We start from the raw sequence: 17,060 nt of genomic DNA, 5'->3' as shown, positions 1-17,060 counted from the left end.
GATGCGGGCCCCGCTCGAGCCGGCCGGCCGGCGGCCGCCCGCCCGGGAGCTGTGGTGACCGCATGCACGTGCCGGATGTCATCGACGACCTCACCGCACACCTGAGGAACAGCCTGGTCCGCGTCGAGGGACACACCGAGGGCAGCGGGTTCTTCATCGCGCCCAACATGATCGCGACCTGCGCTCACGTGGCCGGCGCCCGGTACGACGAGATAAGGGTCTTCCGGCAGGGGGCGGAGTTGCCGGCCGTCGTCCGCTGGGCGTCACCGCTGGGCGGCCGCGTCACCGACTACCCCGATCTCGCGGTGGTCGAGGTGAGCACCCCCGACGACAACCGCTCCACCGTGTGGCTCGACGACCACGTGCCTCGCAACGATGCGAAACTGCTGGTGGCGGGACACGCTCGGGTGTACGGGCCGTCGGCCGCGCGGACGTCCGGCTGGTTCACCAGCGGTGGTGACTACGACGACATGATTCGGCTGACCGGAGACAAGGTCGAACCCGGGATGTCTGGCGCGCCCGTGCTCAACGCGACGACCGGAGGTGTCTGCGCGGTCACCAAGGCGACCCGGCACTCGGGACAGTCGGCCGGTGGGGTGGCCGTCCCGGTCCGGGCGCTCCGCATGATCATGGATCCGGAGTCGTACCGGCGGCTACGACGCGACCATGATGAGCATCACCGCATCGACAAGCAATGGCTGCGCCTGGCCGACCAACTGCCAGATCGGCCGGATGCGATCGGCCGGGCCGCCGAACGGCTACTGCGGCACATCGTGCACGATCTGCCGGCGGCGGAGCACTACGAGCACCTGGCCGACTATCGCGCGATCGCCGGCGAGTACGCCCCGCCGGTGCGGCACCCGCTGCACGACCACGGCGACGTGATCACCGAGCTGGCCGGCCTGATATCGGCCGCCGACAACTTCCCGCACGTCCTCTCGTACGCGATCCGCCTGGCCATCAAGGCGGGATCCGGGTCATTGACCGGCAGCCGGCTGGAGACCTGGGCACGGTCGGCCGGTCAGGCGATCCGTGCGGGGGATCGTGTCGACGACCGGCTGGCATCCGGACGGGCCAGGGTCACCGCCGCGGCGCCGGCGCGGCCGGAGCCGAGGTCTTCCGTTCTGGTGTACGTGCGGCCGGTCGGCCGCGACCAGCAGCGATACCGTTGCGAGATCTGGCGCGACGACAGCGGCGGCCCGGAGCAGATCGACCCCCAGAGCCCCGACCTCGACGAGGAAGAGCTCTGGGAACACTTGCGTGGACGCCTTCCCGGTCTGGTCAGGCGGGACGCGGCCGGCTACCCGAGGATCGAGCTGGTGCTGCCCCCCAACCTGCTCGACGCCGATGTCGAGCATTGGCCGCGGGCCGGCCGCGTCTCCACCGAGCTCGGGCAGACGAGCCCGGTGGTGGTCCGCGACCAGGAGCGGTTCGACGCGACCGACGACGAGATCCTGGGCGAGTGGCAGGATCGCTGGGACGCCTTCGCGGACCGGGAGATCGGCGCCGCCCTGATGCGGGTGCGGTGCGCGGAGCATCGGGCGGACAAGGAGCTCTTCTCCACGTTTCACCTCGCACCCGATCTCGGCGCCCTGGTGCTGCCGGACTCACCGCGGAACCGCAGCGAGATCACCGCTGTACTCGACATCGCCCTCTACTGCGGGTTTCCGATCGTCGTGTGGCGGCGCAGAGGGTGCGCCGGTGGCGACGAGGATCATCGCGAGTGCGCGGGTGCTCGCCTCGCCGACGCGGTGACAGCCGCGCTGACCCGGTCCAGGCGGGAGGACGTTCCCGATCAGATCATGCGAATGCGTAATCAGGCGCTGTCCGACGGCTCGCCTGAGTGCGGGCGCGACATCGTGGTGCTCTGGGACGATCCGGGCCGCCGACTGGGGCGGGAGCTGCTGAGAACACCGACGAAGGGACGCCATGACGGCGGGTGAGTTCCTCATCTATCAGGGCACCGGGGTCTCCGACCCGACGGGCGACCGGATCAGGAGGCGAGGGGAGCCGCCGCCGTGGCGCAGGTTTGACGGCGAGCCCGTGACACCGCTGGAGCGGGACGGGGCCGCCGGCCGCCGACTGCCGGAACGCGCCCGGGCGGTGCCCTACGAGGCCGATGCGGCGACCGTACGGATGGTCAATGTGGCGCTTCATCTGCGCCGCCCACTGCTGGTCACCGGTGACCCGGGTACCGGGAAGTCGACGCTGGCCTACGCGGTCGCGCACGAGCTGCGGCTCGGCACGGTGCTGCGCTGGCCGATCACCAGCCGATCGACACTGACCGCCGGCCTGTACCACTACGACGCGGTGGGCCGGATCGAGGAGGCCACCACCCGGCAGGATGTGCAGCCTTCCGACATCGGACGCTATCTGCGCCTCGGGCCGCTCGGCACCGCGTTCGCACCCTACGAGCTTCCGCGTGTGCTGCTGATCGACGAGATCGACAAGGGTGACATCGACCTGCCCAACGAGTTGCTCGACATCTTCGAGGAGGGGGAGTACCGCATCAGCGAGCTGGAGCGGATCTCGGACGCCACCCCGCTCGTGAAGGTCCGCCCGGCGGACGACGGCCGGCAGGTGACGATCCAGGACGGCCGGGTGCGGTGCCGGGAGTTCCCGTTCATCGTGATGACCAACAACGGGGAGCGTGAGTTCCCGCCAGCGTTCTTGCGCCGATGCGTGCAGCTGCGCCTGGCACAGCCGGAGGAGGCGCGGCTTCGAGCCATCGTCGAAGCGCATCTGGGATCTGACGTGCTCGCCGGGTCCGATGAACTGATCGCCGACTTCCTCAGTCGCCGGGGACGTGGCCAACTCGCCACCGACCAACTGCTGAACGCCGTCTATCTGCTGCTCAGCGCCGGCGTGGAGGACCGGCCGGACCGCGAGGACCTGATCGACGTCGTGTTGCGCGAACTGAACGGCTCGCCGTGACGACGGACGGGCTCGACCGGCTGCTGGCCGTTCTGGACGCCGCGGGAGTGCGGCTGACACCGGTCGAGGTGGCCGAGGCGTTGTGGCTCGCCACCCGGGAAGGCCTCTCCGGCCCGGCCGCCGCCGGCCCTGCCGTGGAGGAGCCGCCGACGGTCCCGCAGCCTGTTGCGGAACCGGTGCGGTCGCGCCCGGACGCGGGGACCGAGCTGCGGTTGCCCGAGCCGGGAACGCCGCCGCCGGCACGGCCGGACTCCGACACGGGAACCGGCGAGGGCGAGGGCGAGGCCGGGCCCGTCGCCGGTGACGAGGTCCGGCTGGAGGCGGTACCGGGATGGCCGCTGCTGGCCCGTACCGCACCGGCACTACCGAACAGCGGACGGACGTTGCACGCGTTGCGGCCGTTGAAACGCAGGTCGCCCTCCGGCCGCCGGGTGATCCTCGACGAGGACGCCACGGCACAGCAGACAGCCGAGCGCCGGATGTGGACACCGGTGTGGCGGCCGGCGCCGGACCGCTGGCTGGACCTGACCCTGGTGCTCGACCACAGTTCGATCGACGGGGTGTGGAACCGGCTCGGCCAGGAGGCCGGGACGATGCTGGAACGGCTCGGGGCGTTCCGCACGATGCGGGTGGTCCGGCTCGGCCTTCAGCCGGACGGCACGGTCGGCGTGGTGCGGTCCGCGGCGGCACAACGGTCGCCGGCACGCCTGGTCGACCGTCCGGGCCGGCATCTGGTGCTGTTGCTCAGTGACTGCATCGGCCCGCCTTGGCACGACGGCGAGATGGCCCAGCTGCTGGGGCGGTGGTCGTCCCGCGCCCCGGTGGCGATCCTGCAGCCGTTGCCTGAACGACTCTGGAACCGTACCGGGCTCGCCCCGATCGCCGGGCGGCTCTCCGCGCCGCGGGCCGGTGCGCCCGGGGCGGACTACTCGTTCTCCTCGGCGATGCGCCGTCGGCGCCTGCCGGAAGCCGGCCATCCGACGCCCGTGCTGGAACTGGATCCACACTGGCTGCGACCCTGGGCCGATCTGGTGGCGGGCCGGGCGGTGGGTGGCATCGACGCGATCGTGACGGCTGCGGGCGAGACCGGGCGAGGCCGGGGCAGGCTCGAGCCCGCTGCGGAGGCGACCGCCGAGCAGCGTGTGCGCTTGTTCCGGGCCGGCGCGTCGGCTCCCGCCTGGTACCTCGCCCGATATCTGTCGGCTGCGGTACCGCTCAACCTGGCCGTGATGCGCCTCGTCCAGGCCGTGATGGTTCCCGGCTCACGGCCTGTGCATCTGGCCGAGGTGCTCTACGGCGGCCTGCTCGAACCGGACGGGGAGCAGTTCGAATTCCTGCCGGGCGTCCGGCAACTGCTTCTGGGCACCCTGCGGCAGTCCGAGGCGGGCCGTGTGTTCATGGAGGTTTCCGACTATGTCGAACGGCATCTGGAACTGCCGGGGGCTTCGTTCGCCGCAGTGATGTCGGCACCCGGGGGCAGCCTGACGGTTCCGGCGCTGCGGCAGCCTTTCGCGGCGGTCCGGGCCGACGTGCTGCGCCGATTGACCGGCAGCGCGGTTGCCGTGCCCGCCACACCCGTCGCGCTGCCGGCGCGCCGGGCTCGCGAACGTCTCACGATCCTGCACCTGGACGCACTCGAGGCGGATCCGTGGCCGTACCTGCCGCCCGATGTGCGACCCGATCTGGTGGTGGTCACCGGTGGCGTCGCCCGGGAGGCGATCCAGCCGGAATACCAGGGGGCCTTTTCCCGGCTGGAGAGCCTTCGGACGCGGATGCGGCTGCCACCCGGGCGAATCGTCGTGGTGCCCGGCGACGGTGACGTCAACCTGGGCCTGTGCGCGCTCTATTTCGAGCGTTGCCGGGCCGACGGCCTTGAACCGGTGCCGCCCTACTGGCCCAAATGGGAGCCGCTCGCCGGCTTCCTCGGCCGGGTCCCCGGCGGCACCGCTTTCGAGCAGCACCAACCCTGGCAGCTCTTCGAGATTCCGGCCCTGCGTACGGTGGTCGCCGCGCTCAACTCCACGGTGCCGGCCAGCCACGAGGCCGAGCTCCCGCGTGACGGGCTCGGGGACGCCCAGCGGGCCTGGTTCGCCCGGCGGTTGCGTGACTACGAGGGTCGCGGCTGGCTGCGTGTCGGTGTGGTGCACCACGACCCGGCCGACGAGGCCACGGACCTCGCCGCGCATCTGGATGTGCTGCTGACCGGGCAGCCGGGTGGGATCAGGGAGCTCGGTTCCACCGGGCTGCCGGTGGTCGGCGCGTCCCTGCCGCACCAGGTGCTCGACCTGAGACCGGGAACGCTGCAGGTGTCGTCCGGGACGGAGACCGTCGAGCATGTGTACGGCGACCACTGGTGGCTGGCCGAGACTGGCCGGCCGATGCCACCGCGGGCGGCCGACGACCCGGCAGATCCGGCCCGTACGAGCCTGCTCGCCAGGGTTGCGCGGGCCTACCGGGCTCGGCACCCGCAGGTTTCGATGGTGGAACGTCGCTGGCTGGCCGGACAGGCGGGCTACCTGATCGTCTCGGCTCCCGGCAGACGTGAATGCATCGGGGTCCTCGACGGCGAGCCGGATACGGGCGTGGTCCGGCGCTTCCTCGACGAGGTGGTCCGCCAGGAGAGCCCAGGCCGGGACGCCACCCTGGTCAGCCGATCAGCGCCGGTCGGCCCTTTGCTTCCCGCGCAGGCGTCGGCGCAGGGGATCAGGCTGCTGGGCTTCGCCGACTTCCAGGTCGGCGAGGACGTGCTCCGCTACGCCGCCGACCAGGCGGCGTCGCTCGAGGACGACGAGCCGGCCCTCACGCCCGGGTTCTACGTGCCCCGGCCGTACACCTTGCTGACGGGTGAAACCGGCGGCGCCGATCTGCGGGACGTGCTGCGCGGCTGGCTGTCCGGACCGGACGGCCGCCTCGTCGCGGTCGCCGCGGACACCGGCATGGGTAAGACCTTCCTGCTGCGGGAGCTCGCCCGGCAGTTGCACACCGACCGGGATCCGGTGGTGCCGGTCCTGGTCGACCTTCGTGACCTGGACTGGCGGGTCGACATCGACGAGCTGGTCGCCATCCGGCTGTCCCGTGGTGGCGTCCATGGGATCGACCGGGAGCGCAGCCGCTACCTGCTCGGCGAGGGCCGGGTCGCCCTGCTCTGCGACGGCCTCGACGACCTTGTCGCCCGTGCCGCCCGGGACCGGCTGCGGGAACGGCTGGAAGGCTGGCGTGCCTGGGCGCGGCCGGACCGGGCGAAGCTGGTCCTGGTCAGCCGTGACCTCGACCTGCTCACTGACGCGTTCGCGCCCTACAGGACTGCGGACCGGGTGCAGCGGATCCGTCTGCACGCCTTCGAGCGGGGACAGATCCTCGACGCTCTCACCAGGCGGCTCGGCCCGGACCGTGCACGGCAGCGGCTCGACCTGCTCGACCGCGTGGGCGGGCTGGCCGGGATGGCCCGCAACCCGCGGATGTTGGCCCTCATCGCCGACATCGACGATCGGCTGCTCGCCTCCGCCGCGTCCGGCGGCGACCCCGAGATCGTGGCGAGCCTCTACCAGGGTCTGATCCACGACTGGCTGGATGGCGAACGCCGCCGGGCGATGCCCGGCGAACTGCTGCTCGAGGATCTGTGGCGTGCGGTCACCTATCTGGCCCGGCGGCTCTGGGAGTCCGATGAGGCAGCTCTCGGTGTGGATGCGCTGGGCGCTGCGGCCGATGTCCTGACCGGACTCACCGACTCTCGCGGGGTCGCGTCGCCGAGCCGCAGCGCGACCGCGGCGCTGCTCGGCACCGGCGCGTTGCTGGTCCGCGACGAGGACTACCGCTTCCGTTTCCTCGACGACTCCGTCCTGGACTTTTTGGTGGCACAGGAGATCGCCGGACGTCTCGATCCGGGGCGGCCGGCGGCCGTCGCCCGGCTGCTGCGCCCGCGGATGTCGCCACTCATGCTCGAGTTCATCGCCGGCCTCGGCGGCCGCGAACGGGCGCGGTCGTGGGCACAAGCGGCGCTCGGGGCTCCCTCGCCGGCCGGGATCGTGGCCGATGTCGCACGGCGGCTGCTCGCTGGGCCGGCCGGCCGCGACGCGACCTGAACCTCACCAGAGCCGTTCGCCCGGCGGCAGTATCTTGCATTCGGGCACGTACGGGTCGAGTTCACCGGGCTCGAACCGGCACATGCCGAGCGCGTACCAGTACTCTCCGTCCGGCCGGCCGCGGAGAACATGACCCCGGCCGGGCAGCAGCACCGCGACGTCCTGCCCGGTGAGCGGTACCAGGATCGCATGCGTCGTGGCGTGGCCGGCGTCCCAGATCCGGACTGCGCGGTCACCGCCGGTGCCCGCGAGCCGGCGGCCGTCCGGGCTGAAACTCAGCGAGCCGATCGCGCCGCACCGGCCGTCGAGCGCAGTGACCTGACGGCCTCTGCTGTCCCAGAGCCGGACGGTGCCGTCGGCGCCGCCGCTGGCCAGCCGGTCGCCGGTAGGGCAGAAGGTGATCGCGGTGACCGCGCCGGTGTGGCCGTGAAGGCGGCTTTGCGCTCCGCCGGTGGAGCTCCGTAACCGGATCACGCCGTCCTCGTCGGCGCTGGCCAGCACGTCTCCGGACGGGGAGAAGGCGATCGCGCGTACGGCGCTGGTATGCCCGGGGTGGGAGAGTCGCTGGTTGTCGGCAAGAGACCAGAGGCGCACGGAGCCGTCGGTGCCGCCGCCGGCGAGGTGCCGCCCGTCGGGCCCGAAGGCAATCGCGGAGCACCCGAAAGCGGCCATGATGCGGTGCCGGCCGTCGGACAGGCCCCACACCCGCACGCCGTCAGCGGCCGCACTCGCCAGATGCCGGCCGTCCGGGGAGAAGGCGAGACGGCACACCGCGCCTCGGTGACCGCTCAGGGTCGAGACGGCCGTGCCGGAGTCGATGTCCCAGATCCGGATGTGGCCGTCGGCGGTAGCGGTGGCGAGGTGGCGGCCCCGGGGCGACGCGGCCACGGCGGTGACAGCCGGGTCGGCCACGCCCGGTTCACACACGACGCGGGTGGGCTCTCCGGCAGTTGATCTCCACAGGCGTACGCCTCCGTCGGCTGAGCCGACCGCCAGCCATGGGTCGTCCGGATCGCCCAGGAAACAGAGTGCTCCGGCCGCGGTGTCATCGGCTCGCAGGGTCTTCAGTGGCACACGGTCGGTCGTGTCCCAGATCCGGACGGTGCGATCGTCACCGCCGCTGGCGAGGAGCCGGCCGTCCGGGAAGTAGGCGAGTGCGTGGACAGTGCCGTTGTGCCCGGTCAACGTGTGCAGGTGCCGACCGGTGACGTGGTCCCAGATCCGGACGGTGCCGTCGTCTCCGGCACTGGCCAGCTCCCGGCCGCCGGGCTGGAACGCGATCGCACGGATCCACTGCCGGTGGCCGGTCATGGTGTGTGCGATCGATTCGCCGGCGACGTCCCAGACGTGGATGCTCCGGTCGTCGCCGGCACTGGCGATGTGATCGCCGGCGGGCGCGTATGCGATGGCGTGCGCTGTGCCCGTGTGTCCTACGAGGACGTGTGCGGCCCGGCCGGTCGTCGTGTCCCAGACCCTGACGGTCTCGTCGTCCGCCGAACTGGCGAGGAGAGCACCACGCGGATGCCAGGCGAGCGCGTGGATCCGGCCGGTGTGGCCTTCCAACGTCTGGACGGTCCTGCCGGCATCGGTGTCCCAGATGCGGATCGTCTCGTCACCCGCGCTCGCCAGGAACCTGCTCAGCGGGTCGAAGGCGAGCGCGCGCAACCGGCCGGTGTGCCCGGTCAGGATCTGGACGGTCCGGCCGCTGGTGGAGTCCCAGATGCGGATCGTCTCGTCGTCGCCGGCACTTGCCAGGAAACGGCCGTCCGCCGTGAAAGCGAGCGCGTGCAGTGGCCCGGTGTGGCCGGCGAGTGACCGCAGAGGGGCGCCGCTGAGAGCATCCCAGATACGGATCACGCCGTCCGCGCCGGCGCCGGCGAGCATCTGGGTACCGGCGGCGACCGCCACCGCGTGTACCACGGCGGACGACAGCATCTGCGGCTCCGGCGGGCCTCCGCCGGGCAGCGCCGCACCCAGCGTGTCCAGGTCGCGCAACGTCGAGCCGTCGACGCCCCGGGTGTCGATCAGGGCGGCCCGGGGGAACCGGGCCCCGGTGAGTTCGGCGCCGGTCAGATCGGCGCCGAGCAGCCGGGCGCCGCTGAGGTCGGCGCCGGTGAGGTCGGCGCCGCGGAGCACGGCTCGGTCGAGGCGTGCACGGACGAGGGCGGCACCGGTCAGTGTGGCCCCGCTGAGTTCAGCGCCGATCAGTTTGGCCCCGGTCAGGTCAGCGCCGCTGAGGTCGGCACCGGCCAGATAACGACCACTAAGATCTTCGCCGCGCAGGTCGAGGCCGGCCATGTTCACCGGTGACGCGGACCGGTTCACGCCGAGGAAGCGCAACACCTTCAGGGCATTGCGCCCTGTTCCGCTCTGGGCCGGCCTGTCAGCCAGGACGCCCTCGGCCCAATCCTTCATTGCCTCGGGGCCGGCGATGCCACACAGGAACTCGATCATGAGCGGGGACCACGAGCGGCCGGCCGGTCCGGGGGTCGCATCGCTCCGGAGCTGCTTGGCGAGGTGGTCGGCGATCAGCCATTCGCGAACCGAGTGGTGCACGAAAGTGAACCGCTCGTCGCCGGAACGGACCAGCAACGTGCTGGAACCGAGCAGGTGGGCACTCTCCTGCGGTTCTGGCGTGACGCTGGTCGTGGTCATCCGGGACAGGTGCTGAGCGGCCTCGTTGAGGTCGTCGAGGCTGAGGCTGTCCTGGGCCAGGTCCCACAGGCGCAGAGCCAGCAGGGTCACGGCGGCGTGCAGCTCGGGTCGGCCCGGCGCGTCCCGGCTGAGGTTCTGGAGCCGTGCGGCCTCGAAACTCAGCCACCTGTCGATGACCTGCCGGTAGAGGTCGGCCGTGGTGACCCGGCTCTGGGCCTGGTCGGCCGATCGGAGCTGTTCCTCGCCGAGTTCGGTGATGAACCCGAGCATCCGTGGGTTGCGGGACAGGCCGAGCAGGTCCTTCACCCGATGCAGGAGCTGGAACTGCTTCTCGGCGCGCTCCGGGTCGCCCAGCTTGTGGGTGAGGAAGTCGACGATCTGCGTGTCGTCGAAGTTGGCGAGCCGTACCACCCGGCGGTCCTTGCCGAGCTGGGTGCCGAGCGCGGTGAGGACGTCCGAGTCGGTCAGGAAGTGCTGGTCCCGGCTCGTGACGATGACCTTCGCCCGATCCTCGGCGGCTTGGACGATGGTGTCCAGGTAGGCGGTGGCCCGATCGTAGGTGACCCGGGTGGCGAGCTCGTCGAATCCGTCGAAGAGCAGCGCGACCCGGCCCTCCCGCCGCAGGTAGCGGATCATGTCCAGGTCGAACTGGCGCTGGCCCTGCCGGTACAGCTGCACCGCCACCAGTTCGTCCAGGCTGCAGGTCTTCTCGAAGCCGCGCAGGTCGATCAGGATCGGCACGGTGGGCGAGGGTTCCGTGCTCAACCGCCGGGCCAGTTCCCGCAACAGGAAAGTCTTGCCGTGCCCGAAAGTGCCGAGCACCACGACGAGCCGGCCGCGCTCGGACTCGATCCATTGGCGCAGCCAGGTGAGCAGATCGTCGGCGGGCGGTGCCGGAGAGGGTGCGGCCGGCCCGGACAGGAACTCGGTGTAGCGCTGGGAGACGTAGGCGTCGGCGCGGTAGACGATGTTGGCGTTCAGCTCCGCGAACTGGTTGCGAGAGAAATGGGCGAGCTCGGGGCCGATCTGGAAGGCGGGGAAGGCAACCAGGTCCACGCCGCGTCCCGCAGCCCAGGTGCGCAGTTCGCCGTTCACCTCCGGGCCGTCATGGACCAGCTCGACCGTCCGATCCGAGCCGTCGGTGAGAAAACGCGCCCGCACCTCGACGAACCAGTCGATGTCCTCCCGGGACACGGCGGCGGCGCACACCCCGACCGGTTGTTGCTCCGCCGGCCCGCGGTTGCCGCGCTTCCGGTCCAGGGAGACACGCAGGTACGCCACCCGATCCGAGCCTCGCCGCGTCACCAGTGTCACGTCGGCGTGCGGGTGGCGCACGCGGCAGACCTCCTCCACCCGCCCGGCGAACCGGCGCAGGACGGACGGCTGGACCACGGTGGAGCGGCGCGCGACAGGGTGCGGCAGCCGGACCGGCTCGCCGTCGCCGGGAGTGATGAGTACCCGGCCCTCCCGCCCGTCCCGGCTCTCCTGGGTCTCCAGCAGCTGCCAGGCGCCGTGCCCGCCGAGCACGGGCGCGCCGGTGTGCCCCAATGGGCTGACCGTCGGATCGCCCGCCTGGCCGTGCACTATCAGGTCGAGGTGCGGGCCCAGCAAGGTCTTGAACGCGTCGGCGTCGTCCAGTCCGGGGTGGCCTTCGGGACGGTGATGCAACACGCCGATCCGCAACCATTCCTGACGGCCGCCGGTGCTGAGCTGGTGCGCGAACCATTCGAGCTGATCGTGACCGAGCCGGCCGGCAGGGCTGCCGGAGAGGTGGGAGAGCGCCATCGTGGAGTTGAGCCCGGCGACGACCACCCGCAGGTCGGGGCATTCGGTGAGGAACCAGGGCTGGTCCTTGGGGAGTTCCACGCCGTGGAAGCGGCGCAGCATCGTGGCGTACGGCTGCCACTTCTCCCAATAGGGGGCCATCGGGGAGGTGTGGATCGCCTCGCACTGCATCGCGTAGATCGCGGACTTGGACCGGTTCACATCGAGATCTCCGGGAACGAGCACGATGCGCCGTTCGTCGATGCCGAGCTGATCCCGCAGCGTGCTCAGGACCTGGTGGGCGAGCTCGTACTCCCCGGATGCTGCGTTCCCGGCCAGATTGCCGGTGACGAGCACGAGCGCGGGCGATCCGCCCTGCCCTGCCGAGGTCACCTCGTCCAGCAGCCGGGCGACGAGGTCGGACGGTGTCGACTTCCCCTCGCGCACGGGTCGAATCATGGCCAGGAAGTCCCGGCAATGCAGAATAGTGATCTTCGGCGTGGCGTAAACGGGTCTCTCCCCACCCGTGGGAGCCTCTCCGGATTGCTCCGGATCGATCTCGGATGACAATACCCACTGGGAGATTACCCCGCGGCGACTGCGTGAGGCGGAAGCGTTCCCCCATATGGCCCAATGTGAAACTGGTCCACTATGTACACCTCCCCCGTGGGGAGTGCGACGAGATAAGCTACCCGCACTGTACCTGTGTGTTCCTGGTCGGCCGACTGTTGGATGTCACTCTGCGGGCTGCCCAGGCTGAATGAACGGTGGGTAGTCAGCCGATGATTCTTCAGCCCCGCCAGGAATTGCTGTCGGTGTGGAAAGCGATCTCGAAGTGGTGTGGTCCGGCGCAGTCGTTCATGTGGGAGGACCGCAGCGGCAGCAACTCCATCAGTGACGCCGAGTTGCTCCTCTGCCTGCTCCTGCCACCGCAGAAGTTGCCGGCGATCCGCTACGACCAGCCGGACCAGACCAGGGACGACGTCGTCGGCGCGCTCGCCGGTTTCGGCGGTCCGGTCGAGATCCCGCAGCGCATCGTCGGCCTGGTCGGCACCTACCTGTCCAGGTACACAGACGCGGAGACGCAGGTACCCACCTTCGCCGGCGGCAGCTATCTCACCACCGCGCCCGAGGACAAGACCGAACCGACCCCGGAGCAACTCAAGCTCGAGGTGGTGGACTCGTACGCCGCCTCGGTCGTGCTCTGCATCGCGGTCCTCCGGTTCCTGCGCGGCTACCGCCCCCAGGTGCAGCGAAAGTTGTATCTGGACGAAATTGCGAAGGTCGAGGCGGACACCCAGAAACGGCTCACCGCCGCGATGGCCGGACTGAAGCGCAGCTTCACCATCAGCGTCTTCAAGGCCGACAGCCCGGAGGGCCGATCCCTGCGTGAGGTCGTCTACCCCGGCTCCAACCACCCCGACATGGTCGACCGGATCCGCCGCGACCTGCGAGAGGTGATGGCGGGTCTCCGTGGGCTCGGCATCAGCAGCGACGAGGTGGACGACCTGCTGCAGAACCGGGAGAAGCTGTTCGAGTGCGGCTGGTCCTGGGGTGTCGTGCAGGGCGCCGAGGAGGTCAAGACCGCCTCGGGGGTGTACTCGCAGCCCGGTTACGCCGAGCCGTTCCCGTATCTCTACTTCACGGTGGTGGCGGTCGACGGCATCCGTGACCTGTTCTCCTCGGAGAGCCGCCTGGCGGGTCTTCTCAACGACGAGCAGCAGGCGCTCGCCCAGGTTCTCAACCTCCAGTGGGATCTGGCGCAGCGGTACTGGTCGACCGTCGCCACCATGGGCGACCAGCGCTGGCCGATCGAGGAACTGCCCTGGCGAGCCACCGACGAGTCGGAGAGCGACTACTACAGTCTCCTGGTCGTCTCGCTGGTCCGGCACACGCTCGGCGACCGCAATGCGCCCGACGCCGACCTGTCGCGCGTCGGTCGGGTCCTGGAGGAACTGGCCGACCGGGGCCGTATCCGGCGCCGTCCGCTCGCCGAGGACCCGGCCCTCGGCCTGCACCAGCCGGGTTGGTGGATCACCCTGGTCGGGGCGGAGCAGATCGCTCCCGACGCCCCGCGGCTCGGCTGGCGGCTAGGTGAGCTGTCCAGCCTTCTGTTGCACCGGGTGCTGGCACTCGCCGAAACGGTCAACGACTCGGAGGAGTACGCGCGGCTGGTGGCCTTGGCCGACACGGTGTGGCGACACCTGGAACGCCGGCGGCTGCGGGACGGACGGGGGGCCGGCCTGTGGGACGACCCCGGCAACGTCTTCCCGAGCCTCGTTCACCGCAACGAACCGAGCTGGTACCACACCGCCCGGGTGGTGCAGTGCATGGGCACCGCAGCCGAGATGATCCTGAAGAGCCCACCATCGGGCGCGAACGTGTCGGCCCTGGCCGCCGAACTGCTCGCCGAGGCCGACAAGCAGTTCGACAAGGAACAGCTACGGGGTTCGGGCGAGGCCGGACCGGCACTGCGGGAAAGCCTCGCCCGGCAGTCGATCAACATGCGGCGGGCTCGCCAGATGATGCAGACCCATCCCGGTACGGCGGCGGCGCATCTCCTCCAGGTTCTGCGCGAACTCGACAAGCTTTCCGCGGCACGCGAGTTCCAGGACGGGGACTAGGGTGCTGGTCTTCGCGGCTTCCGACAAGGGAGGCACCGGAAGGTCGGTCACGAGTTGCAACGTCGTCTACCGGAGCGCCCTCGACGGCTCCGACGTGTGCTACCTGGATTTCGACTTCGGATCCCCCACAGCGGGGTCGATCTTTCAGATCGCCGACGCGACACGGGGTGTCCAGGGAGGTGGTGGCCTGCACTCGTACCTGCTGGAGTCGGATGTGACCTCGACCGGGGAACCGAGGCGCATCGATGTCTGGAGCCGGTCGACGCGGTCGAGTCTGCGGCAGCGCCCGCCCGGCTCCGGGAAGTTGATGCTCTTCCCCGGCGACCAGGACGGCGGCGAGTTCGGGCCGGACAAGGAGGCACTGCGCCGGTGCGTGCTCCTGCTCCAGCGGCTCGACGAGGAGTTCGACATGTGCCTCGTCGACCTGAGTGCCGGCCGGTCGTACGCCACTCAGCTCGTGCTGGAGGCGACCGCTGACCCGGCACTCCGTGGCGTGGCCGTGCGCTGGCTGATCTTTCACCGATGGACCCGCCAGCACATCCCCGCGGCCTCCGGCCTGGTCTACGGCAGGGACGGCATCCTCGACGTCGGTGAGCGCGCCGGGCACGACCGGGATCAGTTGCAGTCGGCGATCCGGTTCGTCCGTACTGCGGTGGTCTACCCGGACTCCATCGAGTTGAGCGGTCTGCGCCCGGCACAGGTCGCGTGGCTGCGGGACTGCGACGAGGACCTGCGCCGCCTGGCGGCTCAGCACCGGGTGGGGCGCAGCGCGATGCTCGGTGCGGTACCGCTGGATCCGGTGCTGCAATGGCGGGAACAGCTGATCTCCGACAACGACGTGGTGGCCCGGGAGATCGCCAACGGTTCGACGGTGGAGGCGTTCGGTGAGTTGTCCCGCAAACTCACCGAGGACGAGGAGTGGACCGGACTATGAAGGCCAGCGCCGAGTTCTTCGAATCGACCGCCGACGCCCGTGTCGAGTCGGTCCCGCTCGCTCACCTCTCCGTCGAACTGGGCCACTTCTACTCCTACGACCTGCGCAAGGACGAGGAGTTCTTCGTCGAACACTTCCGGCGGATCGGGGTCTGGTATGCCACCGCCCGGTCCGCCTATGAGGCGGTGAACCCGAAGGGCCGCCCGCGAATCAGCACCTGTGTCCTGATCGACGACTACTTCGGCAAGCTCGACCCGCCCGCGGTACTGGTGCCCAAATTGCTGGCGGCGGCGAACAAGGCCGGCCTGGAGATCGACTACCTGGCGCGCGAGTCGGGGTGCGCCGACACCGCGCCAGCCGCACCCGATCCGGTGGACCCGTCCGAGGACAGCCGGCCCGGCCTGTCACCTGCCGAGCTGGTCGTGGCTCGGCTGGTGGACGATCCACCGCCGAACACGACCGGCGCCCGGCCACCGGTCCGCCAGACCGGCTGGCTCTGCAACGGGCAGCGCTCGCCGGCGACCGAGACCCACGAGGCGATGAAACGGCCTACCCAATGGCGCCCGCCCGCGGAGAACGCGGCGGTGAACCATTCGATCTTCGCCGACATCGAGTTGTGGCGGGACGATCCTGGCGGCCGGCTCTGGTCCTGCGCGATGCTCGCCGCCGTATGGCAGCTCCTCAGGCTGGGCGTGCTGCGCGACAACGGCCGCCAGGTCGTGCGGCCTGAACGGCTGCCCGCCGAACTGCCGGACGACTGGCGGGCGTTGCCGTTGGTCCTGCAGGTGAACGACCGGGCGGCCCCGTTCCAGTCATACCGGACCATGACCATCTGCGCCCCTCTGTTCCTGCCGGTCGAAAACGCCGTGCGGACGATCCTGCAGCAGGTGGCGGTGGATCCGGCGGTGGCCGGCCAGATCAACCAACGGGCGGGGGACGAGGGGCTCGCCCTTCCGTTCGAGGTGGTCGACCGGATCGAGTACCTGTTCGTGGACACCGGGCCGGTGCGCGGTGCTGATCCTAGGTGAGGTGCAGACCGCCGCGCTGCGTCACTCCGGCGGCATGTCCCCGGCGATCGCCGAGAACGCCCTGGCGTTGATGGCCGGCGAGCGGGTCCGGACGTCGGAACGGCCGATCAGCTACGCGGTCAGCCCGAAGACGTTCACCGGGGTGGACTGCGGGATAGCCGCCCGTTCCGGGGCCAGGGTACGCGGCGTCGGCACTCTGATGGGCCGGGCCTCGCTCACCGGTGGCCGGGTGCTGCAGAGCTCCGCCGTCGCCCGGGTCGACCCGATCGTCGGCGGTTACCGGCGGGCCTGGTCGCACTACCTGGCCCGGCTCGGTGTGGTCGAGGCGCTGGGCCGGACCGACCTGCTCGGAATCGCGGCCGAGCACCTGGCCGCGGAGCGCCACACCTCCACGATAGGGATGGGGGCGTTCTGCGCTCGCCTTATCAGCGAGGTGCAGGGATCGCCGGCGCTGGATCGGCAGCCGCCGTTGCGCACCAGCCGGACGGTGCTTCGCTGGGCAGCCATCCTGGATGAGGGTGCCGACGAGACTCGGATCCGATTCACGGTGCGTGAGGAAGGGTTGCGTACCGTGCGCCTGGTTCTCGCCCCTGCCGACATCGACGACATCATCGAACTCTTCGAGGATCTCGCGCTGCACGACTGGCTGCTGACCGCGTTGCTGTCGGTCATCGAGCAGAGCCAGATCGGGGTGGAGCAACCGGCGCAGAGCGTGGTGCGCCTTCGCCCGGCGGTCGACCATCTGCTGCATCTCTGGATGCCGGCGGCACGGCTCGGCGATTTCGCACTGAGCGTCTGGGAGGCACTGGAGAGCAGGCCGGGGCTGTCCAGGCAGTGGGACGTCTCGGTACGCCGGGTGCGCGACCAGATGGCGATGGCGGCCGCATCCGTCAGCCGGCCACCGGACAAGCCTCAGCTGTTCCGGTGAACTCTGGCGCCGTGAGCCACGCACCGTCGTACCGGCGTGCTCTGCCGAGTCCGATGATCGCTGCCCACGGGTACGCTGTCGGTCACGATCACGCAGGCCCGGGATTGGGGT

At 70.5% G+C, this 17,060-nt stretch carries 8 protein-coding genes; 7 read left to right on the top strand and 1 reads right to left on the bottom strand.

The window, feature by feature from the left end:
* Positions 1–62: 62 nt before the first annotated feature.
* From AB0G04_RS15380 to AB0G04_RS15370, 3 genes are read left to right on the top strand one after another with little or no spacing between them, the layout of a single operon-like run.
* Positions 63–1,943: a trypsin-like peptidase domain-containing protein gene (locus AB0G04_RS15380; protein WP_360982381.1), complete on the top strand. Its 1,881-nt coding sequence runs from the start codon at positions 63–65 to the stop codon at positions 1,941–1,943.
* Positions 1,930–2,934 carry a MoxR family ATPase gene (locus tag AB0G04_RS15375; RefSeq protein WP_360982379.1) on the top strand — a complete coding sequence of 335 codons (1,005 nt, stop codon included), beginning with the start codon at positions 1,930–1,932 and terminating at the stop codon, positions 2,932–2,934. The genes AB0G04_RS15380 and AB0G04_RS15375 overlap by 14 nt, the downstream gene beginning before the upstream one ends.
* A complete protein-coding gene (locus AB0G04_RS15370; protein WP_360982377.1) occupies positions 2,931–7,016 on the top strand; it encodes an SAV_2336 N-terminal domain-related protein in 4,086 nt (1,361 codons plus the stop codon). Before AB0G04_RS15375 ends, AB0G04_RS15370 begins: the two co-directional genes overlap by 4 nt.
* A 3-nt stretch (positions 7,017–7,019) precedes the next feature.
* Here AB0G04_RS15370 and AB0G04_RS15365 read toward each other — a convergent pair whose 3' ends face one another.
* Positions 7,020–11,882 (bottom strand): pentapeptide repeat-containing protein, encoded by a 4,863-nt coding sequence (locus AB0G04_RS15365; protein ID WP_360982375.1) that lies wholly within the window; start codon positions 11,880–11,882, stop codon positions 7,020–7,022.
* 335 nt (positions 11,883–12,217) lie between these two features.
* Between AB0G04_RS15365 and AB0G04_RS15360 the strand changes: the two genes are divergently transcribed.
* The 4 genes from AB0G04_RS15360 to AB0G04_RS15345 are packed head-to-tail and all read left to right on the top strand — an operon-like array spanning position 12,218 to position 16,949.
* A complete protein-coding gene (locus AB0G04_RS15360; RefSeq protein ID WP_360982373.1) occupies positions 12,218–14,059 on the top strand; it encodes an SCO2524 family protein in 1,842 nt (613 codons plus the stop codon).
* Position 14,060: 1 nt separating this feature from the next.
* On the top strand, positions 14,061–14,993 hold the full coding sequence (locus AB0G04_RS15355) for an SCO2523 family variant P-loop protein (RefSeq protein ID WP_360982371.1): 933 nt from the start codon (positions 14,061–14,063) through the stop codon (positions 14,991–14,993).
* Positions 14,990–16,021 (top strand): SCO2522 family protein, encoded by a 1,032-nt coding sequence (locus tag AB0G04_RS15350; RefSeq protein WP_360982369.1) that lies wholly within the window; start codon positions 14,990–14,992, stop codon positions 16,019–16,021. Before AB0G04_RS15355 ends, AB0G04_RS15350 begins: the two co-directional genes overlap by 4 nt.
* Positions 16,005–16,949, top strand: coding sequence for an SCO2521 family protein (locus AB0G04_RS15345; protein WP_360982367.1), 945 nt, complete (start codon positions 16,005–16,007; stop codon positions 16,947–16,949). The genes AB0G04_RS15350 and AB0G04_RS15345 overlap by 17 nt, the downstream gene beginning before the upstream one ends.
* Positions 16,950–17,060 lie beyond the last annotated feature (111 nt).

This window comes from Actinoplanes sp. NPDC023801, from assembly GCF_040639655.1.
Classification (GTDB): domain Bacteria; phylum Actinomycetota; class Actinomycetes; order Mycobacteriales; family Micromonosporaceae; genus Actinoplanes.
Note: the sequence above shows the minus strand (reverse complement) of the source record. Positions and strands in the feature narration are given on the sequence as shown.

What these genes read in the sequence shown, in the direction of transcription:
- AB0G04_RS15360 (WP_360982373.1), top strand. Translation starts at nt 12,218, where the DNA reads ATGATTCTTCAGCCCCGCCAGGAATTGCTGTCGGTGTGGAAAGCGATC.
- AB0G04_RS15380 (WP_360982381.1), top strand. Translation starts at nt 63, where the DNA reads ATGCACGTGCCGGATGTCATCGACGACCTCACCGCACACCTGAGGAAC.
- AB0G04_RS15350 (WP_360982369.1), top strand. Translation starts at nt 14,990, where the DNA reads ATGAAGGCCAGCGCCGAGTTCTTCGAATCGACCGCCGACGCCCGTGTC.
- AB0G04_RS15375 (WP_360982379.1), top strand. Translation starts at nt 1,930, where the DNA reads ATGACGGCGGGTGAGTTCCTCATCTATCAGGGCACCGGGGTCTCCGAC.